Origin of the sequence: Pseudomonas sp. DTU_2021_1001937_2_SI_NGA_ILE_001 (assembly GCF_032463525.1) — a bacterium.
Classification (GTDB): Bacteria; Pseudomonadota; Gammaproteobacteria; order Pseudomonadales; family Pseudomonadaceae; genus Aquipseudomonas.
In genome coordinates this window covers 4,218,359-4,240,824 of sequence record NZ_CP135971.1, presented here as the reverse complement: position 1 = coordinate 4,240,824, position 22,466 = coordinate 4,218,359, and the positions used below count along the sequence as shown (strand labels likewise).

12 protein-coding genes are annotated in these 22,466 nt (G+C 65.2%); 5 read left to right on the top strand and 7 right to left on the bottom strand.

The genetic code is table 11. The annotated features are described in order from the left end of the window. Window positions 1-149 precede the first annotated feature (149 nt). Window positions 150-818: a polysaccharide lyase family 7 protein gene (locus RRX38_RS18415; RefSeq protein WP_315960195.1), complete on the top strand. Its 669-nt coding sequence runs from the start codon at window positions 150-152 to the stop codon at window positions 816-818. 53 nt (window positions 819-871) lie between these two features. Here the strand turns inward: RRX38_RS18415 and putP are convergent, their stop codons facing one another. Beyond that, the gene (gene putP / locus RRX38_RS18410; RefSeq protein WP_315960194.1) at window positions 872-2,362 is read right to left on the bottom strand and encodes a sodium/proline symporter PutP; all 1,491 of its coding nucleotides are present in this window, start codon (window positions 2,360-2,362) and stop codon (window positions 872-874) included. A gap of 420 nt (window positions 2,363-2,782) precedes the next feature. Here putP and putA point away from each other — a divergent pair, with 420 nt between their 5' ends. Continuing rightward, window positions 2,783-6,736, top strand: a complete 3,954-nt coding sequence (gene putA, locus RRX38_RS18405) for a trifunctional transcriptional regulator/proline dehydrogenase/L-glutamate gamma-semialdehyde dehydrogenase (protein ID WP_315960193.1) — start codon at window positions 2,783-2,785, stop codon at window positions 6,734-6,736. A gap of 41 nt (window positions 6,737-6,777) precedes the next feature. Here putA and RRX38_RS18400 read toward each other — a convergent pair whose 3' ends face one another. Further along, entirely contained in the window at window positions 6,778-9,390 is a 2,613-nt protein-coding gene (locus RRX38_RS18400) for a dermonecrotic toxin domain-containing protein (protein WP_315960192.1), read from the bottom strand. Window positions 9,391-9,625: 235 nt separating this feature from the next. On the opposite strand from RRX38_RS18400, the gene RRX38_RS18395 reads away from it, so the two are divergent. Together RRX38_RS18395 and mscK are read left to right on the top strand one after the other, a co-directional pair. Next, on the top strand, window positions 9,626-11,368 hold the full coding sequence (locus RRX38_RS18395) for a potassium/proton antiporter (RefSeq protein ID WP_315960191.1): 1,743 nt from the start codon (window positions 9,626-9,628) through the stop codon (window positions 11,366-11,368). Window positions 11,369-11,642: 274 nt separating this feature from the next. Continuing rightward, a complete protein-coding gene (mscK, locus tag RRX38_RS18390; RefSeq protein ID WP_315960190.1) occupies window positions 11,643-15,023 on the top strand; it encodes a mechanosensitive channel MscK in 3,381 nt (1,126 codons plus the stop codon). A gap of 318 nt (window positions 15,024-15,341) precedes the next feature. Here the strand turns inward: mscK and RRX38_RS18385 are convergent, their stop codons facing one another. From RRX38_RS18385 to RRX38_RS18365, 5 genes are read right to left on the bottom strand one after another with little or no spacing between them, the layout of a single operon-like run. Next, a complete protein-coding gene (locus tag RRX38_RS18385; RefSeq protein WP_315960189.1) occupies window positions 15,342-17,078 on the bottom strand; it encodes a biotin carboxylase N-terminal domain-containing protein in 1,737 nt (578 codons plus the stop codon). Next, window positions 17,075-18,679, bottom strand: a complete 1,605-nt coding sequence (locus RRX38_RS18380) for a 5-oxoprolinase/urea amidolyase family protein (RefSeq protein ID WP_315960188.1) — start codon at window positions 18,677-18,679, stop codon at window positions 17,075-17,077. The genes RRX38_RS18385 and RRX38_RS18380 overlap by 4 nt, the downstream gene beginning before the upstream one ends. 9 nt (window positions 18,680-18,688) lie before the next feature. Then, a complete protein-coding gene (locus tag RRX38_RS18375) occupies window positions 18,689-19,483 on the bottom strand; it encodes a putative hydro-lyase (RefSeq protein ID WP_295471610.1) in 795 nt (264 codons plus the stop codon). Further along, on the bottom strand, window positions 19,480-20,253 hold the full coding sequence (locus RRX38_RS18370; protein ID WP_295471612.1) for a LamB/YcsF family protein: 774 nt from the start codon (window positions 20,251-20,253) through the stop codon (window positions 19,480-19,482). The genes RRX38_RS18375 and RRX38_RS18370 overlap by 4 nt, the downstream gene beginning before the upstream one ends. Window positions 20,254-20,272: 19 nt before the next feature. Beyond that, entirely contained in the window at window positions 20,273-21,505 is a 1,233-nt protein-coding gene (locus tag RRX38_RS18365) for an NRAMP family divalent metal transporter (RefSeq protein WP_315960187.1), read from the bottom strand. A gap of 264 nt (window positions 21,506-21,769) precedes the next feature. On the opposite strand from RRX38_RS18365, the gene RRX38_RS18360 reads away from it, so the two are divergent. Continuing rightward, window positions 21,770-22,435, top strand: coding sequence for a GntR family transcriptional regulator (locus tag RRX38_RS18360; protein ID WP_295471616.1), 666 nt, complete (start codon window positions 21,770-21,772; stop codon window positions 22,433-22,435). Window positions 22,436-22,466 lie beyond the last annotated feature (31 nt).

Sequence of the window (22,466 nt, the reverse complement as noted above, 5' to 3'; positions counted from 1 at the left end):
GGCGCTTAGGACAAATTGAAATCATTTTGATTCCAAACTTTGCTTAATTCGGCGCTAACAAGTTTGCTTATTATTCGTATATAACTCCGCTTCATCTCTCCGGAATCGATTCTGCACCGGAGATATCAGTCACTTGCGGAACAAAGCGGATGATCGACCTCGGTTCATGGAATCTCAGCATTCCTGTGGGCTCACCCCCCAAAACCATCGAAACCCAGCAACTGAAACAGGGCTACGACGGCAAGTACTTCGAGTCACACAGCGACCGGATCTTTTTCTGGGCCCCCGTGACCGGCACCAAGACCGACAATGCCAAATTCCCGCGTAGCGAACTGCGCGAAACCTGGTCCGACGGCACGCCTCACAACTGGCTGTTCCCCGAAGCGGACAACTTCCTCTACGCCACCCTGGCGGTCAACCAGGTCCCCTCCAGTGGCAGGATCGTCATTGGCCAGATCCATACCAAAGACAGCGACCGCCCCATGCTCAAGGTCGAATACCAGTACAAGGACGCCACCAAGACCGGCAACATCGTCGCCAAGGTGCGCCAGCGCTTCGAAGACAAGGAAGCGCGGATCATCACCCTCCTGGAAGGCGTGGCGCTCGAAGAACGCTTCAGGTACATCATCCACCTCAGCCCCGGCGGCGAATTGAGCGTCAGCGTCAAGGACAGCAACTGGCGGACTTCGGTGGGTGCCAGTTGGCGCGACAAGCCCCTGTACTTCAAGGCGGGCGTCTACACCCAGGACAATACCGGCTACACCAGCGAAGGCGGCAAGGCGACCTTCTATCGCCTGGATATCGACCACAACAAATGAAAACGGCCCGCATGCCAGGCAGGCATGCGGGCCGCTTCAGGTCAGCCAGGTACTCAGCGCACCGCGTCTTTGTAAGCCTTGTCGGCAGTGTCGAAACGCGCTTGCATCGCCGCCGAGGGCTTCTGGCCCAGCAGGCTGAACACCACGATGGCGATACTGGCGAAGATAAAGCCCGGCACGATCTCGTACAGGCCGAAGCTGGTGAACTGCTTCCACAGCACGACGGTAACCGCACCGACCACCACGCCGGCCAACGCACCATTGCGGGTCATGCCCTTCCACAGCAGCGAGATCAACACCACCGGGCCAAAGGCCGCACCGAAGCCGGCCCAGGCGTAGCTGACCAGACCGAGCACACGGTTGTTCGGGTTAGCAGCCAGGAAAATGGCCACCACCGCCACCAGCAGCACCATGGCCCGACCGACCCAGACCAGCTCCTTCTGCGTGGCGCCCTTGCGCAGGTAGGCCTTGTAGAAGTCTTCGGTCAGCGCGCTGGAGCACACCAGCAGCTGGCAGCTCAGGGTACTCATCACTGCCGCGAGAATCGCCGACAGCAGCACGCCCGCCACCCAAGGGTTGAACAGCAGCTTGGACAGCTCAATGAACACCCGCTCCGGGTTTTCCGTCACCGGGCCGGCGACATCAGGGTTGGCCGAGAAATAGGCGATACCGAAGAAGCCCACGGCCACCGCGCCGCCCAGGCACAGGATCATCCAGGTCATGGAGATGCGTCGGGCGTTGGCGATCGACTTGGCCGAATCGGCGGCCATGAAGCGCGCCAGGATATGCGGCTGGCCGAAATAGCCCAGGCCCCAGGCCAGCAGGGAGATCACACCGATGAAGGTGGTGCCCTTGAACATATCGAAGCTGCCCGGTACCTGCGCCTCGATGGCCAGGAACGTCGGGTCGACGCCGCCAGTGGCCAGCAACACGAAGATCGGTGTGAGGATCAGCGCGAAGATCATCAGCGAGGCCTGCACGGTGTCCGTCCAGCTCACTGCCAGGAAGCCACCGACGAAGGTGTAGGCGATGGTCGCCGCAGCGCCGGCCCACAGCGCCGTTTCATAGGACATGCCGAAGGTGCTTTCGAACAGGCGCGCACCGGCGACGATGCCCGAGGCGCAATAAATGGTGAAGAACACCAGAATCACCACTGCCGAGATGATACGCAGTACCCCACTGCGATCTTCGAAACGGCTGGAGAAGTAGTCCGGCAGGGTCAGGGCGTCACCGTTGTACTCGGTGTGCACGCGCAGGCGCCCGGCGACGAACAGCCAGTTCAGATAGGCACCAGCGATCAGGCCGATGGCGATCCAGCTTTCCGACAGGCCGGAAACAAAAATCGCCCCTGGCAGGCCCATCAGCAGCCAGCCGCTCATGTCCGAGGCACCTGCCGACAGCGCCGTGACCAGGCTGCCGAGGCTGCGCCCGCCGAGGATGTAGTCAGAGAAATTGTTGGTCGAGCGATAGGCCATGAAACCGATCAGGACCATGGCCGCGATGTAGACCACGAAGGTGATCAGGGTGGGATTGAAGAAACTCATATGTCTGCCTTGGTGTTGTTGTTATTCAGCGCCCGGGGAAGCCGCCAAGGACTCACCAAAACAGCCCGTCCCCGGACACCTCGCTGGCCTCGGCCCCCGAAAGGGGCTGTCGGTTGCACCGCTGGGCAGGCATCCTAGACAACAACGCCAAACAGGTGCAACCGCTTTCAGATGGCAGTTGTACCTCTGCGTGACACCGTTCTCGAAACGAAAGCGCACCGCAGCAGTGCAAACCCCCGTAAAAGCCGGCTTCGAGCGCCCGCAATCAGGCATTTTTCCGTGAACCCGGCGACCGACCGACAGCAGGTGGGCCTGGCACGAAAATTTAGGTTGCACCTGGTTGCACCCCGAACGACTCGCAGCTAATCTGCTGCCCACGACCGGATGCCACATCCACGATGGCGATAATGAGGACAAGACATGGCCACCACCACTTTGGGCGTCAAGCTCGACGAGCAGACCCGCGAACGCCTGAAAAGCGCTGCACAGGGCATTGATCGCACCCCGCACTGGGTGATCAAGCAGGCGATCTTCAATTACCTCGAACGGCTCGAAAGTGGTGCCCCCCTGCTGGAACTCAACGGCCACGACGCCCGCGAGGGCGATGAACGCGTCGATGCACCGGCCGACACCGGTTACCAGCCGTTCCTCGACTTCGCCGAGAGCATTCTGCCGCAATCGGTGCTGCGCGCCGCCATCACCTCGGCCTACCGCCGCCCTGAACAGGAAGTGGTGCCCATGCTGCTGGAGCAGGCGCGCCTGCCCGCCCCGCAAGCCGAAGCCACCCACAAACTGGCCGCCAGCATCGCCGACAAGCTGCGCCACCAGAAAAGCGCCGGTGGCCGCGCCGGCATCGTCCAGGGCCTGCTGCAGGAATTCTCGCTGTCGTCGCAGGAAGGCGTGGCGCTGATGTGCCTGGCCGAAGCCCTGCTGCGCATCCCGGACAAAGGCACCCGCGACGCGCTGATCCGCGACAAGATCAGCACCGGCAACTGGCAGCCGCACCTGGGCAACAGCCCGTCGCTGTTCGTCAACGCCGCGACCTGGGGCCTGCTGCTGACCGGCAAGCTGGTCTCGACCCACAACGAAACCGGTCTGACCTCCTCGCTGAGCCGCATCATCGGCAAGAGCGGCGAACCGATGATCCGCAAGGGCGTGGACATGGCCATGCGCCTGATGGGCGAGCAGTTCGTCACCGGCGAAACCATCGGCGAGGCCCTGGCCAACGCCGCCAAGTTCGAGAGCAAGGGCTTCCGCTACTCCTACGACATGCTCGGCGAAGCCGCGCTGACCGAACACGACGCGCAGAAGTACCTGGCCTCCTACGAGCAGGCCATCCACTCCATCGGCAAGGCCTCCCACGGCCGGGGCATCTATGAAGGGCCGGGCATCTCCATCAAGCTCTCGGCCCTGCATCCGCGCTACAGCCGCGCCCAGTACGAGCGGGTCATGGACGAGCTGTACCCGCGCCTGCTGTCGCTGACCCTGCTGGCCAAGCAATACGACATCGGCCTGAACATCGACGCCGAAGAGGCCGACCGTCTGGAGCTGTCGCTGGACCTGCTCGAACGCCTGTGCTTCGAGCCGCAACTGGCCGGCTGGAACGGCATCGGTTTCGTCATCCAGGCCTACCAGAAGCGCTGCCCGTACGTGATCGACTACGTCATCGACCTGGCCCGCCGCAGCCGCCATCGCCTGATGATCCGCCTGGTGAAAGGCGCCTACTGGGACAGCGAGATCAAGCGCGCCCAGCTCGACGGCCTGGAAGGCTACCCGGTATACACCCGCAAGGTGTACACCGACGTGTCCTATATCGCGTGTGCGCGCAAGCTGCTCGCCGCGCCGGAGGTCATCTACCCGCAGTTCGCGACCCACAACGCGCACACCCTGGCGGCCATCTACCACATCGCTGGGCAGAACTATTACCCCGGCCAGTACGAATTCCAGTGCCTGCACGGCATGGGCGAGCCGCTCTACGAGCAAGTGGTGGGCAAGGTCGCCGACGGCAAGCTGAACCGCCCGTGCCGGGTGTACGCGCCAGTGGGCACCCATGAAACCCTGCTGGCCTACCTGGTACGCCGCCTGCTGGAGAACGGCGCCAACACCTCGTTCGTCAACCGTATCGCCGACCAGTCGATTTCCATCCAGGAACTGGTCGCCGACCCGGTCACCAGCATCGAACGCATGGCCACCCAGGAAGGCCAGTGCGGCCTGCCACATCCGCGCATTCCGCTGCCACGCGAGCTGTATGGTCGCGAACGCGCCAACTCCAGCGGCATCGACATGGCCAACGAACATCGTCTGGCGTCGCTGTCCTCCGCGCTGCTGAGCAGCGCCAACCACGAATGGCAAGCCGGACCGCTGCTCGGCTGCCCGGCCAGCGAGCAAACCCCGCAAGCCGTGCTCAACCCGTCCGACCATCGCGACGTGGTGGGGCATGTGCAGGAAGCCACCCTGGCCGACGTCAACGGCGCCATCCAGTGCGCCATGAGCGCCGGGCCGATCTGGCAGGCCACGCCGCCTGGCGAGCGCGCGGCGATCCTGGAGCGCGCCGCCGACCTGATGGAAGGCGAGATCCAGCCGCTGATGGGCCTGCTGGTGCGCGAAGCTGGCAAGACCTACCTCAACGCCATCGCCGAAGTGCGCGAAGCCGTGGACTTCCTGCGCTATTACGCGGTGCAGGCGCGCAGCGAATTCAGCAATGACAGCCATCGCCCGCTGGGCCCGGTGGTGTGCATCAGCCCGTGGAACTTCCCCCTGGCGATCTTCACCGGCCAGGTGGCTGCGGCCCTGGCCGCCGGCAACCCGGTGCTGGCCAAGCCGGCCGAACAGACCCCGCTGGTCGCAGCCCAGGCGGTGCGCATCCTGCTCGAAGCGGGCATTCCGGAAGGCGCCCTGCAACTGCTGCCCGGCCGCGGTGAAACCGTCGGCGCCGGACTGGTCGGCGACGAGCGCGTGAAGGGCGTGATGTTCACCGGCTCCACCGAAGTGGCGCGCCTGCTGCAACGCAATGTCGCCGGTCGCCTGGACGCCCAGGGTCGGCCGATCCCGCTGATCGCCGAGACTGGCGGCCAGAACGCCATGATCGTCGACTCCTCGGCGCTCACTGAACAAGTCGTCATCGATGTGGTGTCCTCGGCCTTCGACAGCGCCGGCCAGCGCTGCTCGGCACTGCGCGTGCTGTGCCTGCAGGAAGACTCCGCCGACCGCGTGATCGAAATGCTCAAGGGCGCCATGGCCGAGAGCCGCCTGGGTAACCCCGAGCGCCTGGCCGTGGACATCGGCCCGGTGATCGACGCCGAGGCCAAGGCCGGTATCGAGAAACACATCCAGACCATGCGCGACAAGGGCCGCGCCGTATACCAGATGGCCCTGGCCGACACCGACGAGATCAAGCGTGGCACCTTCGTGATGCCGACCCTGATCGAACTGGAAAGCTTCGATGAGCTGCAACGCGAGATCTTCGGTCCGGTGCTGCACGTGGTGCGCTATGCCCGCAAGGACCTCGACGCGCTGATCGGCCAGATCAACGCCTCGGGCTATGGCCTGACCCTCGGTGTACACACGCGCATCGACGAGACCATCGCCAAGGTCATCGACAAGGCGCATGCCGGCAACCTCTACGTGAACCGCAACATCGTCGGCGCCGTGGTCGGCGTACAGCCGTTCGGCGGCGAAGGTCTGTCCGGCACCGGCCCGAAAGCCGGTGGCCCGCTGTACCTGTACCGCCTGCTCAGCACCCGCCCGCAAGAGGCCATCGCCCGCTCGTTCGCCGCTGCCGATGCCGGCAGCGCGCCAGACACCCGCCTGCATGAAGCGCTGCTCAAGCCCCTGGAAGCCTTCAAGGCCTGGGCGGCCAGCCAGCAGCGCGAGGAGCTGGTGCAACTGAGCGACAGCTTCGCCGCGCAATCGCAGAGCGGCATCAGCCGCGCCCTGTCCGGGCCGACCGGCGAGCGCAACAGCTACACCATCCTGCCGCGTGAACAGGTGCTGTGCCTGGCCGACGACGAAGGCGACCTGCTCGCGCAGCTGACTGCGGTGCTGGCGGTGGGCAGTCGTGCGCTGTGGCTGGACGGCGAACCCGGCCGCTCGCTGTACAAGCGCCTGCCTCGCGAAGTCCAGGCCCGCGTGCAACTGGTCAATGACTGGCAGCGTGACGAGGTGAGCTTCGATGCCGTGCTGCACCACGGCGACAGCGACCAACTGCGGGCGATCTGCGAGCAGGTTGCGCAACGCAGCGGTGCCATCGTCGGCGTGCATGGCCTGCCGTACGGCGAAACCGGTATCGCCCTGGAGCGCCTGGTCATCGAACGCGCACTGAGCGTCAACACCGCGGCGGCCGGCGGCAACGCCAGCCTGATGACCATCGGCTGACCCCGCACCACCCGACCGGGGCTGGCGACAGCGGCCGGTTCTCATTCCTGTCCAGAGCGGGTCGACGGCCTTTGCGCCCGAGGAAAGAAACGCTCGACCAACCGCTTGCCCTGCTCACCGAGCCGAGCCGCGTATTGCTCGCGGCTGAATGGTTCGCCGGTACGCAGTTCAAACAGCCGCGCCTCACTGGAGGGTGCTGCAATCTCCTGCATCCGCACGCGGATGAAGCGGTAGGCGGTGCCACGCACTTCATGGATATCGCGCACCTGGAAGTAATGCCCCGGAGCGAACAGCAGTTCGGCCTCCTCCTCTTCCTCCGAGAACGGCGCGACAGGCGTGGCATTAAGGTATTGCTCGGCCAGGATCTCGAAGACGATGGATGAGTCATCGAAAGTAATGGCACCGTCAAAGCCATAAGACGGTGCTCCGGCCTGGCTGCTGGCGAAGGACCGCGTGACATAGGGGTTCTCCGAAAAGGAGGTGAAGTCGGTATTGACCAGCACGTCACCCGCCTTGATGTGCCCCTGGCGGAAATTCAGCCCCGAGGTGCCCCGCGCGCCGCTGCCGCCGCGATACAGCGTGGCATGGTTGTCGTAGCCGATGGCCCGCAGGTCGTCGGCCAGTTCCTCGATCATTTCCACCTGGTTGGTGATTCTTGGCTTGCCGGTGCGCAGGTACTGGTTGAACTCCTCTTCACGCTGCGAGTAACGATTCACCCGGCCACCGTAATAACGGCCCGCCGGGGTCTTGAACACGCGAAATTCGTTACCCCAGGCGTCGATAACCACCTGGTCGCCCGCGCTGTCGACGCTGAGTTGGTCTTCAGGCGCCATCTCGTGCACATTGATCACTGCCTTCTGACGCGCCAGCGCCAGGTCCGACAAACGCTCCTCCTCTTCGAGGTCGAAGCGCATGTGCACATCCCAGAACTCCGAACTTACCGTCGGGTAGCCCGTCGCCTGCGACGGACCGGCCAGCGGGCTGCCGCTTGCGCCCTCCATGCCACCGCCGAGCTTCAGGGACGGCAGCGCCTGCCACTGCCCCTGGGCATCGAGCCGCACGGGCGTGGCCCCTTCGAAGGCGAAGGGGTTGAGCGGGTCGACGGCCAGCCAAGTGTTGAGCGACGAACTGAAACGCACGCGGCGGGGCGTTTCCCCCAGCATGATCCAAGTCTCGCCGCTGGCAGTGCGTTCGATGCCCTGCATGGGCACATCGCCGCTGCCGGAGGCGCCCAGCGACTGCAGGGCGACCCACTCGCCATCAGAGCTCGCCGGCGCGCTCGCGGGCCCCGGCACCAGGGCCGCGCGCGCCACCGGCAGGGCATCGGCCAGCAGCGGCAGGCTGAACAGCACGTAGATGGCATTGAATACCGCGCCGATCACTCCGGCTTTGCGCTGCCGTGCGTCGACGCCATTGACCGCCTGATCGATGTTCAAACCGACATTGGCCAGGCCTGCACCGATCAGGCTCAAGGCCAGCGGCCAGGACAGCACGGCCAGGGGACCGAACACCCGGACTACCGCGTTCAGGGAGCCGATCCACATCTGCTTGCGCAAGCTGGCGTTGGAGGTCAGGGCGTGTACCACGCCATGCATTTCGCGCCGGGCCAGGTCACGCCAGTGCTCGAAAACGTCGCCCAGAATGACCCGGTCGGTCTGGTTGAGCAGCACCCGTGCCTCAGGGTCGGCGATCTGGTTGGTGTCAGGACCTGAAGCAGCGTCGCGTATGCGCTCCAGCATGCCCGCCAGTGCCTGGGCACGCTCGGGCGTGGCATCCGCTGCGCTGAGAAACAACGCACTGAACGCCTTGCGCGCCGCCTCGTCATGCAGGCAGCCCTGTACCCAGCCGAACAGTTCGCCCTCGGTGGCGAACACATGGAAGGCGGCCTCGCTGCCGGCGACATACAGAATCTGCCGCCCACCGCCGTCGACGACCCGAATGACATGACTCGACTCCAGCCCACCGATATCGAAGCTGCGCACGCTGACCGCCGAGCTGGACGTCAGCGCAACACCCGCCGTAGCGTTCGCCGACACCGTCGGCGCCGCGCTGATCGCCTGGTCGAACAGGGCCAGGTCAGCCGCGGTCAGCTGGCCATTGCGTACGGCCAGGGCGGCAGCTGCCTTGCAGCCGGTGCGCGCCAAGGTCAGGAAGGTCTGCGCGTGGGCACTCCAGAATGCCTCGACGCGCTGGCCGAAAGCCTGAGCGAAATCCAGCTGCCACAGGCGCGCCATTACCTGTTGCGGCAACAGCCGCACCTCGTTGCGCTCATCGAAATGGCCATGCCCAGGCCCTTCGATGTAGAAGCCGCCATACATCTGCAACTCATCGCTGGCATCCTGATCCCGGGCGTTGAAGCGGTGCATCACCAGTTCGACCAGGGTCATCGACTCCACCGGCGTGCCGGTGTGCGCCCAACCGTTGTAGGTGCGCGAGCTGCTGACCGCCGTGGCGAAGCGATGCCACCAGACCTTGTCCGGATCGGCCTGGCTGCCGGCCAGCTCCTGCAACAGTTTGCGGGCCAGCGCCCAGGCCAGGCCATGGACGTCGGGATAGTCCTGGATGAATTGCCGGGCCTTTTGCCTGAGCAAGCGCTGCTCGGACTGATAAACGCGCTGCTGCGCCCCTGCGATGAACTCTGCCGAATGCGGCATGACGGACTCCTTGATCGAGAAAGCCATGCAGCTGATCAGGGACACCGATACCCCGTGCGGTAGTTAGTTATGGCATGAATGTTTCAGACGAATGAAAGTTGTTTCAGCCTTCCTGCCCGACAAGGCTTTGACAGCCAGGCAATTCAACGGGTTAAATCCCTTGGCACGCTCGCTGCATAAGTAACATTTCTTACGCAAAGCGAAACCCGCTTCTTACAGTCATGGAGTACTGCCCTTGGATGCATCGACCATCAACAGCCTGTTCCTGATCGGCGCGGTGTTGGTCGGGGCCAGCATCCTGGTCAGTTCGCTGTCTTCGCGGCTGGGCATTCCGATCCTGGTCATCATCCTCGCCGTCGGCATGGTCGCTGGCGTCGACGGTGGCGGCATCATTTTCGACAACTACGCCGCCGCCTACCTGGTCGGCAACCTGGCGCTGGCGGTGATTCTCCTCGACGGCGGTCTGCGCACCCGGGTCGCCAGCTTCCGCGTGGCGCTGTGGCCGGCCCTGTCGCTGGCCACCGTCGGCGTGCTGATCACCACGGCCTTGACCGGCATGGTGGCCGCCTGGCTGTTCAACCTGAACCTCATGCAGGGCCTGTTGATCGGCGCCATCGTCGGCTCCACCGACGCCGCGGCGGTGTTCTCGCTGCTGGGCGGCAAGGGCCTCAACGAGCGGGTCACCGCCAGCCTGGAGATCGAGTCGGGCAGCAACGACCCCATGGCCGTGTTCCTCACCGTCACCCTGATCGGCATGCTCGCCAGCGGCCAGACCGGCCTGCACTGGAGCCTGCTCGGGCACCTGATCCAGGAGTTCGGCATCGGCACCCTGATGGGCCTGGGCAGTGGCTGGCTGATGCTGCAACTGGTCAACCGCATCAACCTGACCGCGGGCCTGTACCCGATTCTGGTAATCGCCGGGGGCACGGCGGTATTCGCCCTGACCAACGCCATCCACGGCAGCGGTTTCCTGGCCATCTACCTGTTCGGCCTGGTACTGGGCAACCGGCCGATCCGCAGCCGCCACGGCATCCTGCACATGCTCGACGGCATGGCCTGGCTGGCGCAGATCGGCATGTTCCTGGTTCTCGGTTTGCTGGTCACCCCGCACGACCTGCTGCCCATCGCCATTCCGGCCCTGGGCCTGGCGCTGTGGATGATCCTGGTGGCACGCCCCCTGTCGGTCATGGTCGGCCTGCTGCCGTTCAAGGCCTTCCATGGCCGGGAAAAGGCCTTTATCGCCTGGGTCGGCCTGCGTGGCGCAGTACCGATCATCCTGGCGGTGTTCCCGCTGATGGGCGGGCTGCCCAATGCCCAGCTGTACTTCAACCTGGCGTTCTTCATCGTGCTCATCTCGCTGCTGCTGCAAGGCACCAGCCTGCCGTGGATGGCCAAGCTGCTGAAGGTCACGGTGCCGCCAGACCCGGCGCCGATTTCCCGCTCGGCGCTGGAAGTCCACGTCACCAGTGAATGGGAGCTGTTCGTCTACCGCCTGGGCGCGGAAAAGTGGTGCATCGGCGCCGCCCTGCGCGAACTGAAGATGCCCGAGGGCACGCGTATCGCCGCGCTGTTCCGTGGCAAACAACTGCTGCACCCGTCCGGCAGCACCACCCTGGAGGTCGGTGACCTGCTCTGCGTGATCGGTCACGAGCATGACCTGCCGGCCCTCGGCAAGCTGTTCAGCCAGGCCCCGCAACGCGGCCAGGACCTGCGTTTCTTCGGCGATTTCGTGCTGGAAGGCGATGCCCAGCTCGGCGCGGTGGCCGCCCTGTACGGCCTGAACCTCGACGGTCTGGACCCGAACATGCCGTTGGCCCAGTTCATCGTGCAGAAGAACCGCGGCGCAGTGATCGTCGGCGACCAGATCGAGTGGAACGGCACGTTGTGGACCGTCGCTTCGACAGAAGGGAACAGGATCCTCAAGGTCGGGGTCAAATTCCCCGAAGGCGCACGCCCGGGTCCGGGCCTGTTCCTCTAGGTTTTGTACGAAAAGTGCCTGCGCTCGGCCATGCTGCGTTAAAAACAGGCTCGGAATGCTCATTTACTCCAGTAAACTGCGCTTCCTCGCCTGTTTTTGCCTTGCCTGACCTTCGCTCGCCAACTTTTCGTACGAAACCTAAGACGAGCTGAAAACGGCGACACCCGCACGCTTTGCAGACCTCGTCGATTAAATCGCCTGTTTGCCAGTGCCCCCTGCCGGGGGCATTGTTTTAAACTGCGCGCCTGTCCGTTTCTGCAAGCGATCGGTGTCTATGTCTTCCTTGCGCACCTTCCTGGCCGCCGCCCTGCTCGGCCTTTGCCTGACCACTTCCTGCGCGGCGCTGGCCGCCGATCCGCCCAACCGCGACAGCGTCCAGCAGAGCCTGGACAAGATCGCCGACCGCAAGCTGTCCGACGCCGACCAGAAGGCGCTGCAACAGGTGCTGGAGCAGACCCTGGGCTTTCTCGACAGCAAGGACGACAGCGAGCAGAAGCTTGCCGCGCTCAAGCAGCAGCTGGACCGCGCGCCGCGGCAGATCATCGACAACCAGCGCGAACTCGATCGCCTGAAGAACAGCAAGGTGATTCCGGTCGCCCAGCGCTACGCCAACCTCGACGTGCCGCAGCTCGAACAGTTGCTCAGCGACCGCAGTACCCAGCAGAGCGACCAGCAGAAAGCGCTCAACGACGCCAGCAACCTGATCCTCACCGCCCAGACCCGCCCTGAACGCGCCCAGGCGGAAATCTCCAGCAACCAGACACGCATCCAGCAGCTCAACACCCTGCTCAAGAACGGCAAGGACGGCGGCAAGCCGCTCAGCGGCGACCAGCGCAACCTGTACAACGCCGAGATCGCCGCACTCAGCGCCCTCAACCAGCTGCGCCGCCAGGAGCTGGCCGGCAACAGTCAGTTGCAGGACCTGGGCAACAGCCAGCACGACTTGCTGAACGAGAAGGTGCAGCGCCAGGACCAGGAAATCCAGGACCTGCAGACCCTGATCAACGACAAGCGTCGCGCGCAGTCGCAGAAGACCGTCGAAGACCTGGCCAGGGAAGCGCAGAAGACCGGTGGCAGCAGCGTGCTGGCCAGCGAAAGCGCTGCCAACCTGAAACTCTCCGACTACCTGCTGCGCGGCACCGAACGCCTCAACGAACTGACCCAGAGCAACCTGCAGACCAAGCAGCAGCTGGACAACCTGACCCAGACCGACCAGGCCCTGGACGAGCAGATCAACGTGCTCAGCGGCAGCCTGCTGCTGTCGAAGATCCTCTACAAACAAAAGCAGTCGCTGCCGCATCTGCAGGTGGACAAGAACCTCGCTGACGAAATCGCCGACATCCGCCTGTACCAGTTCGAGGTCAACCAGCAGCGCGAACAGATGAGCACGCCGCTCGACTACGTGGAAAAGCTGCTGGCCAGCCAACCCAGCGAACAAGTCACCCCGGCCCTGCGGCGCACCCTGATGGACCTGGCGGTGACCCGCAGCGACCTGCTCGAACGCCTCAACCGACTGCTGGCCGCGCTGCTCAACGAATCGATCAACCTGCAGCTCAACCAGAAGCAACTGATCAGCACCGCTATCAGCCTGCGCGCCACCCTCGACGAACAGATGTTCTGGATCCCCAGCAACAAGCCGCTGGACGCCGAATGGTTCCAGGGCATCTGGCCGCGCCTGAAGAAGCAGGTCTCCACCCTGCCCTGGGCGTCGAGCTTCAGCGAACTGCTCGACGGCCTGGTGCAGCGCCCCCTGGTGTTCCTGCCGCTGCTGCTGACCATCGGCCTGCTCACCTGGCGGCGCAAGGCCCTGTACGAAAAGCTCAACCACCTGCATGCCGACATCGGCCACTTCCGCCGCGACAACCAGTGGAAGACCCCGGCGGCGCTGCTGATCAACGTGCTGCTGGCCATGCCGGTGGCGCTGACCCTGGCATCGTGCGGCTATGCGTTGCAGATCGACGCCCGTGGGCAGAACGCCAACCTCGGCGTGGCACTGCAGGAAATCGGCCTCACTTGGCTGATGTTCTACACCGCCTACCGGATCCTGGCCCCGGATGGCGTCGCCCAGCTGCATTTCCGCTGGGAACCTTCGCAGGTGGAGTTCCTGCGCGGTTGGGTGCGGCGCCTGGGGCTGGTGGTGCTGGCACTGGTCGCCGTGGTGGCGGTGGCCGAGCACCAGCCGGCGGCACTGGCCGACGACGTGCTGGGCATCGGCGTGGTGCTCAGCTGCTACGCGCTGATGACCCTGCTGCTGGGCCGGCTGCTGCTCTCCAGCCCTACCCATCACAACGCTTCGCTGTTTCGCAAGGCGCTGGGCATGGCCTACACCGCCATGCCGGTGGCGCTGTTCATCGCCGTGTGCTTCGGCTACTACTACACCGCCCTGAAGCTCACCGACCGGCTGATCGACACCCTTTACCTGCTGCTGTTGTGGTTGGTGGTCGAGGCAGCGTTCATCCGTGGCCTGAACGTCGCGGCCCGGCGCCTGGCCTACCAGCGCGCCCTGGCCAAGCGCCAGGCGGCGCGGGAAAACGGCGACGGCGACATACCGGTCGAAGAACCCAAGCTGGACATCGAACAGGTCAACCAGCAGTCGCTGCGCCTGATCCGCCTGGCCCTGATGGCGTTGTTCATCGGTGCCATGTACTGGGTCTGGGCCGACCTGATCACGGTGTTCTCCTACCTGGACAACGTGACCCTGTACGAATACACCAGCGGCACCGGAGCCAATATCAGCATGGTGCCGATCAGCCTGGGCGACATGCTCGGCGCGCTGGTGATCGTGGCCATCACCTTCATACTGGCGCGCAACCTGCCGGGCCTGCTGGAAGTCTTCGTGCTGTCGCGCATGAACCTCGCCCAGGGCAGCGCCTACGCCACCACCACGCTGCTGTCGTACACCATCGCCGGGGTCGGTTTCGTCAGTACCCTGTCGACCCTCGGGGTCAGCTGGGACAAGCTGCAGTGGCTGGTCGCCGCACTGTCGGTGGGCCTGGGCTTCGGTATGCAGGAGATCTTCGCCAACTTCATTTCCGGCATCATGATTCTCTTCGAACGCCCGGTGCGCATCGGCGACACCATCACCATCGGCAACCTGTCCGGCACGGTGAGCAAGATCCGCATTCGTGCCACGACCATCACCGACTTCGACCGCAAGGACATCATCGTCCCCAACAAGACCTTCATCACCGGCCAACTGATCAACTGGTCGCTGACCGACACCATCACCCGGGTCACGCTGAAACTGGGCGTGGACTACGGCTCGGACCTGGAGCTGGTGCGCAGCCTGCTGCTGCAGGCCGCCCGTGACAACCCGCGGGTGCTCAAGGAGCCGGAGCCGATCGTGTACTTCCTGAATTTCGGCGAGAGCACCCTGGACCACGAACTGCGTATGCACGTGCGCGACCTGGGCGACCGCAACCCGGTGCTCGACGAGATCAACCGTTTCATCAGCCGCGAGTTCAAGAAGCAGAAGATCAACATCTCGTTCCGGCAGATGGAGGTCTACCTGAAGAACATCCACGGCGGCGAGCTGAAACTGGTGCCGGTCGAGCCACCCACGCCCCAGGCCAAGGACCCGGACCCGACGCCAGCCCCCAGCCTGGACAAAACCCCCAAGGACGCCCCGGAGCCGCCGGAAACGCGACTGGACTGAATGCCAGCCTTGCCCGCTGCCCAACGATGGGAGCGGCCTGGACTGCAATTCGGTTAGACCGTGGGAGCGAGCTTGCTCGCGAAGGCGGCATCATGCTCACAACAAATGGGGGATGACTTTGCCGACCTCTTCGCGAGCAAGCTCGCTCCCACAAGCCGCATAGCGCTTGATCAAACCGTATTGGCTGTAGCCGCAATACTGGTCAGTTAGGCCGGGTAGGAGCGGCTTCAGCCGCGAAGCGACCGCCTGTTCACAACAGATGCACTGAATTTCCTGGCGCTTTCGCGGCTAAAGCCGCTCCCACCGGGCCACATGCCGTTACGCAGTGGCTGCGATACGCCCGATCACCGTACGGGCGTCGAAGTAACCGCCGGGCTGTTGTTCGATGACCAGTTTCCCGGCGCAGGGCGCCACGATCGAAGTCTCCATTTTCATCGCTTCCATCACCGCGACGACTTGCCCGGCCTCGACCTGCGTGCCCTCCTCCACCACCCAGGCGTGCAGATTGCCCGCCACCGGTGCCAGCACCGCATGCGGGTCAACCGCTTCGGCGCTGGCGGTCGCCGCCACCGGCGCGCTGCCCTCCAGGCTCACACCACGCAGCAACGCGGCGGGCAGGCCCAGCTCATGACGTTTGCCGTCGATTTCGACGAAGGTGCGCAGCACCCCAGTCTCCGCCACGGCAGCACTGCGCGGCGCAATGCTGATGTCGCGGGCGAAGTCGGTCTCGATCCAGCGGGTGTGCACGGCAAAGGTGTCTGGCGCGGTGAAGTCCGCGTGGTCCATCACCGCCCGATGGAACGGCAGCACAGTGGCCACGCCGTCGACGCGAAACTCTGCCAGGGCGCGCCGGGCGCGGCGGATGGCCTGCTCGCGAGTGGCCCCGGTGACGATCAGCTTGGCGATCATCGAGTCGAAGTTCGGCGACACCCGCGAGCCTTCCGCTACCCCCGTGTCCAGACGCACGCCCGGCCCCGAGGGCGCCTGGAAGCGCTCGATCTGGCCGGGGGTGGGCAGGAAGCCGTTGCCAGCGTCTTCGGCATTGATGCGGAACTCGAAGCTGTGGCCGCGTGGCACCGGCGTGCCTTCGAAGGACAGCGGCAGGCCGTCGGCGACCCGCAGTTGCTCGATGACCAGGTCGATACCGCTGGTTTCTTCGGTGACCGGGTGTTCGACCTGCAGGCGCGTGTTGACCTCGAGGAACGACAGGGTGCCGTCGGCACTGAGCAGGAATTCCACGGTGCCGGCGCCGACATAACCGGCGGCGGCGCAGATATCGCGGGCCGAGTCATGGATGCGCTGGCGCAGCGCGGCGTCCAGGTAGGGCGCCGGAGCCTCTTCGATGAGTTTCTGGTTGCGGCGTTGCAGCGAGCAGTCGCGGGTGCCGGCCACCACCACCTGGCCATGGCGGTCGGCGATGATCTGCGCCTCGATATGCCGTGGGCGGTCGAGGAAGCGCTCGACGAAGCACTCGCCACGGCCGAAGGCGGCAGTGGCCTCCCGTACGGCAGACTCATACAGCTCGCGCACTTCCTCCAGCTGCCAGGCGACCTTCAGGCCACGGCCACCGCCGCCGAAGGCGGCCTTGATGGCGATCGGCAGGCCATGCTGTTCGGCGAATGCCATGACCTCGCTGGCATCGGCCACCGGGTCTTCGGTGCCGGCCACCAGCGGAGCGCCTACCTTCAGCGCGATGCGCCGGGCCTGGACCTTGTCGCCCAGGGCGTCGATGGTCGCCGGGTCCGGGCCGATCCAGGTCAGCCCGGCATCGATCACCGCCCGGGCGAAGTCGGCGCGCTCAGAGAGAAAGCCATAGCCGGGGTGTACGGCATCGGCACCGGCACGCGCCGCCACGGCCAGCAGTTTGTCGATGTTCAGGTAGGTGTCGGTGGAGCGCTCGCCCTGCAGCGCATAGGCTTCGTCGGCGGCACCGACATGCAGGGCGTCGATGTCGCCGTCGGCGTACACCGCTACCGAGGCGACGCCATAATCACGGCAGGCTCGGGCGATACGCACGGCGATTTCGCCACGGTTGGCGATCAGGACCTTTTTCATTTGTTCTGGGTCTCGTCTGGAGAAACGGGAAGCACGGGTTCGAAAGCCGCCAGCGGGTTGAAGCGGATGCGCGCGTTGACCGGGATCTGTCCGGCCAGGTCAAGGTGGTGGCTGGCCACAGCACCGATCACCGGGTAGCCGCCGGTCAGCGGGTGGTCGGCAAGAAACAGCACCGGCTGGCCGCTGGGTGGCACCTGAATGGCGCCGACCACCGTGCCTTCGCTGGGCAGCTCGCCACCCACGGCGCGTTCCAGGCTCTGCTCGCCCGCCAGGCGGATGCCGATGCGGTTCGACTGCGGGGTGACCTGCCAGGTCTGCTCGGCGAGCAGCGCCAGGGCCGCCGGGGTGAACCAGTCGCTGCGCGGGCCCATGACCACATCCAGGGTAATCAGCTGGTCACGGCGCGGCATGGCGAAGGCCGGCTGCTCGCTGAGCGACACCGCCCGGCCACCAGGCTGGCGCTCGAAGCCCAGGCGGTCGCCGCTTGCCAGCGGTGCCGGACCGACCTGCGCCAGGGTGTCGGTGGACAAGCTGCCGAGGATCGGCGCCACGCTGAAGCCGCCGCGCACCGCCAGGTAGTTGCGCAGGCCGGCGCTGGGCGAGCCGATGCTGACCCGGTCGCCGTCGTGCAGGGCGAAAGGCTGGTACAGCGGCGGATGCAACACCTGGCCCTCGGCGCTGCGCACTTCGATGGCCGCCTCGGCCCCCGTGAGCGCGACCAGCGCCTGACCATGGCAGGTGAAACTCAGGCCGCCCATGAGGATTTCCAGGCAAGCCGTGCCAGGGTCATTGCCCACGGCGCGGTTGGCCGAACGCAGCGCGCCACGGTCCATGGCTCCGGAGGCGGAGATACCCTCCCCGGCGCGGCCCGGCCGGCCGAGGTCCTGCAGCAGGGTCTGCAGGCCCGGCGAGAGAATTTCCAGGCAGTCGCCCGTGACCGGCGCAGCGGGTTGGCGCTCGGCGACCGGCACTGTCACGCTCTGCGTCGGCAACCGACCGGCATCCTGGAAACGCACCCGGTAGCCGGGCTTGAGCAGCGCCGCTTCGTCACGCTGCAGGTCCCACATTTTCAGCGGCGTGACGCCGATGATCTGCCAGCCGCCGGGGCTTGCCTGTGGATAGATGCCGCTGAAGCCACCGGCCAGGGCCACCGCCCCGGCGGGGATGCGCGTGCGCGGCGTACTGCGCCGCGGCACCACGAAGCCGGCGCCGCCGCTCAGGTAGGCGAAGCCCGGCGCAAAGCCGCAGAAGGCCACGTTATAGTCGCTGCCGGTGTGGCGACGAATGACCTCTTCGACGCTGATGTCCAGCTCACGGGCGACGTCCTGGAGGTCTTCGCCGTTGTAATGCACGGGAATCTCCACCAGGCGCCCAGCCTGGCGCGCCGGGCCATGGATATCCCGCGCGGCGATCTGCGCCGCCAGGGCCTCAGGGCCGATTGCGCCCGGGCGGAACTGCACCAGCAGGGTCCGCGCCGCCGGGACGATCTCCTGCACGCCGGCGATGGGCTGCTGCTGCAGCGAATCGAACAGCGCGAGGGTCTCGTCCAGATTGGCCAATTCAACCAGGAGGGCGTCCAGGTTGACCGGATAGAAACGCATGGGGCTCTCCTATACGTGGTAGTGGCTGTCGGGCACGTCGGTGATGAACATGTGCCCGGGCGCATGCGTGATCGCAAACGGCACGCGAGACGCCATGACCACGGCCTGAGGCGTGACCCCACAGGCCCAGAACACCGGAATCTCGCCTTCGTGCACCGCTACCGCGTCACCGAAGTCCGGCCTGGCGATGTCCTCGATGCCCAGCAGCCGCGGCTCGCCGATATGCACCGGGGCGCCATGCACCGCCGGATAGCGCGCGGTGATCTTCACCGCCTCGGACACCCGGCTGGCCGGGATCGGGCGCATCGACACCACCATCTCGCCCTGCAGCCGGCCGGCGGGCCGGCACTGGCGGTTGGAACGATACATCGGCACGTTGCAGCCTTGACTGATGTGCCGCACGTCGATGCCGGCCTCCAGCAGGTCGGCTTCGAAGGTGAAGCTGCAGCCGATCAGAAAGCTCACCAGGTCGCCCTGCTGCGCCCACAGGGGCGAGGCATCCTGCACTTCATCGACCAGCTGGCCGTCGCGCCACACCCGGTACAGCGGAATATCGGTGCGCAAGTCGGCCTGCTCGGCCAGCACGGTCTGGTGGCTGCCCGGCTCGGTGACGTCGAGGATCGGGCAGGCCTGCGGGTTGCGCTGGGCGAACAGCAGGAAGTCATAGGCCCATTCGCGCGGCAGCGAAATCAGGTTGGCCTGGGTCAGGCCGGGGGCCTGGCCGGCGGTGGGCGCCACTTCACCGGCGCGGTAACGGGCGCGGGCGGCGGCAGCGGACTCACGGGCGCGTTGCAGTGCGTTCATGATGCTTGGCCCTGGCTGAATGCACGGATGTTCACACCAGCGGCGAGCAGCCCGGCCTTGAGGGTACGGGCGATGGTCACCGCGTCGTGGCTGTCGCCATGCACGCAGATCGAGTCGGCCTGCAGAGGGATCTGGCGACCGTCTTCGGCTTCGATGACGCCTTCGGCGACCAGACGCAGCATGCGTCGGGCGATCAGTTCGGCATCGTGCAACACGGCGCCGGGCCGCGAGCGCGACACCAGGGTGCCTTCAGCGGTGTAGGCGCGGTCGGCGAACGCCTCGGCCACGCACTGCAAGCCGGCCTCACGGGCCCAGCCGAGCAGCGGTGAATTGGCCAGGCATACCAGTTTCAGCGTCGGGTCGAGGCGCAGCAGCGCGTCGATCACCGCATCGGCCTGGCGGCGGTTCTGGGCGATGGTGTTGTACAGCGCGCCATGCGGCTTCACGTAGCTGACCTGGGTGCCGACGCTGCGCGCCAGGCCCTGCAGGGCGCCGATCTGGTAGATCACATCGGCGCTCAGCTCGGCCGAGCCGATGTCCATGTTGCGCCGCCCGAAGCCGACCAGGTCGGGATAGGCGACATGCGCGCCGACCGCCACGCCCCTGGCCGCCGCCGCCTCCAGGGTGCGCAGGATGCCGGCCGGGTCGCCGGCGTGAAAGCCACAGGCAACGTTGGCGCTGCTGACGATTTCGAGAATCGCCGCGTCTTCGCCCATGCTCCAGGCGCCAAAGCTCTCGCCCAGGTCACTGTTGATGTCGATGGTTCGCATGTTCGGTTCTCCGTAGGAATCAGGCAGCGCCAATGAAGGCGAAAATGGATTTGGCAGACTTGAACGCCATGTACCACGACAGCAGGCAGGTCAGCGCGCCCAGCACCAGCAGCCAGCGCGGATAGTGGTAGCCGTCCATCAGGTCAGCGCGGCGCCAGCCCACGTACATGAAGATGCTCAGGCCCAGGGGCAGGATCAGGCCGTTGAAGCCCCCGGCGAACACCAGCAGCGCCGCAGGCGGCTTGCCCAGCAGCAGGAAGCAGACCAGCGCCAGGACGATGAAGCCCACGGTCGCGAGGTTACGCGCACGCTCGCTGATTTTCTTCGAAAACACGGTGATGAACGACATCGAAGTGTAGGACGCACCGATCATGCTGCTGATACCCGCGGCCCACAGCACCAGGCCGAACATCAGCATGCCGAACTGCCCGGCGGCGGCGCCGAAGGCCTGGCCGGCCGGGTTGGCACCCTGGCCGGAAACGTCGATGACCACGCCACTGGCGACCACGCCGAGAATCGCCAGGAACAGCACGTAGCGGGCAATGCCGGTGACCAGGATGCCGCTCAGGGCCGCCTTGGTCACCGCATCGATGTTCTCTATACCCACGGTGCCGCGGTCGAGCAGACGGTGTGCGCCAGCATAGGTGATGTAGCCGCCGACGGTGCCGCCGACGATGGTGGTGATGGAGGCGAAGTCGATGAAGTCCGGCCATACCGACTGACGTAGTGCCTCACCGAGTGGCGGGTGCGACGCAAAGCAGGCGAAGACGATCAGCGAGATCTTCAGCACGCCCAGCACGATCATGATGCGGTCCATGGCGATGCCAGCGCGCTGCGACGAGAAGATGGCAATCGCCAGCAAGGCGCTCAGTGCCCCACCCCAGACCGGATCCAGGCCGGTCAGCGCATTGAGGCCCAGGCCGGCGCCGGCCAGGTTGCCGAGGCTGAACACCAGGCCGCCGGAAATCACCAAGGCTGCCAGCAAGTAGCCACTGCCCGGAATCGCCGTATTGGCCAGGTCCGAGGCGCGCATGCGGGTCAGGGTGACAATGCGCCAGATATTCAGCTGAACGACGAAGTCGATGAGGATCGAGGCCAGGATACCGAAGGCGAAAGCGGCGCCAAGGGTCGCGGTGAAGGTGGCGGTCTGGGTCAGGAAACCCGGACCGATGGCGGAAGTCGTCATCATGAACATGGCGGCGATAAGGGAAGATCGGCGTGCTTTCGTAAACTCTGTGGCGGTCTGTGTCACGGCATCGCTCCTGGGTGGGGGGAGAGCAGGCAGCAGAGCATTGAGCAATGAGCATGCCAATGACCACTCTTAGACCTTCTAACGTAGGAGAAACAAGAGAATATTGTTCAACAATGATGATCGAATAGTCAGGCTATACGCACCAAATTGTTACCCTTCGACCCAGCCGTGCTACCTGATGGAGCACAGCGCCCCTCCTTGCTGCTTGCCAGCCCTCCAGCACTCAGGGAACATCAGCAGGCTTTTTCTCATCCTGGACCTTCTATGAACGACGCTTGCTCTCCACAGCCACGCACGCTGGGAGAATCCATCACCCAAGAAATGCGCAGAATGCTGGTCGAGGGCGAGCTGGTCCCCGGCCAGCGGCTCTCTGAAGCAGCGCTGGCGGAAAGCCTGCAGATCTCGCGCAATACCTTGCGGGAAGCGTTCAGGGTCCTGACCCAGGAAGGCCTGCTCAAGCACGCGCCCAATCGCGGTGTGACCGTGGCGGTGCCCGACATGGCGTCGATCATCGATATCTACCGGGTGCGCCGCTTCATCGAGTGCAAGGCCCTGGCACAGGGTTATCCACAGCACCCGGGCGCACGACACATGCGCGAAGCCGTCGAGAGCGGCATGTGCGCCCGTGAGGCCAAGGACTGGGTGGCGGTGGGTACGGCCAACATGATGTTTCACCGGGCCATCGTGGAAATGGCCGACAGCCCGCGCCTGTCAGCCTTCTATGGGCAGATTTCCGCCGAGCTGCGCCTGGCCTTCGGCCTGTTGAAAAACCCCGAATTCCTCCACTCGCCCTATGTCGATATGAATGCCGCGATTCTCGAACGCCTGGAACAAGGCCGTGCCGAAGAAGCGACGCACCTGCTCGAAGGCTACCTGGTGCAGTCCGAGCGCACCGTGCTGGCTGCCTACGAGCGCAGCCTCAGCCGCTAAGCAGCCGCTTCACCTATACAGCCGGAGGCAA

Coding starts and splice junctions, on each gene's coding strand:
- RRX38_RS18375 (WP_295471610.1), bottom strand. CDS start 19,483: ATGAACGCACTGCAACGCGCCCGTGAGTCCGCTGCCGCCGCCCGCGCC.
- putA (WP_315960193.1), top strand. CDS start 2,783: ATGGCCACCACCACTTTGGGCGTCAAGCTCGACGAGCAGACCCGCGAA.
- putP (WP_315960194.1), bottom strand. CDS start 2,362: ATGAGTTTCTTCAATCCCACCCTGATCACCTTCGTGGTCTACATCGCG.
- RRX38_RS18360 (WP_295471616.1), top strand. CDS start 21,770: ATGAACGACGCTTGCTCTCCACAGCCACGCACGCTGGGAGAATCCATC.
- RRX38_RS18400 (WP_315960192.1), bottom strand. CDS start 9,390: ATGCCGCATTCGGCAGAGTTCATCGCAGGGGCGCAGCAGCGCGTTTAT.
- mscK (WP_315960190.1), top strand. CDS start 11,643: ATGTCTTCCTTGCGCACCTTCCTGGCCGCCGCCCTGCTCGGCCTTTGC.
- RRX38_RS18380 (WP_315960188.1), bottom strand. CDS start 18,679: ATGCGTTTCTATCCGGTCAACCTGGACGCCCTCCTGGTTGAATTGGCC.
- RRX38_RS18370 (WP_295471612.1), bottom strand. CDS start 20,253: ATGCGAACCATCGACATCAACAGTGACCTGGGCGAGAGCTTTGGCGCC.
- RRX38_RS18385 (WP_315960189.1), bottom strand. CDS start 17,078: ATGAAAAAGGTCCTGATCGCCAACCGTGGCGAAATCGCCGTGCGTATC.
- RRX38_RS18415 (WP_315960195.1), top strand. CDS start 150: ATGATCGACCTCGGTTCATGGAATCTCAGCATTCCTGTGGGCTCACCC.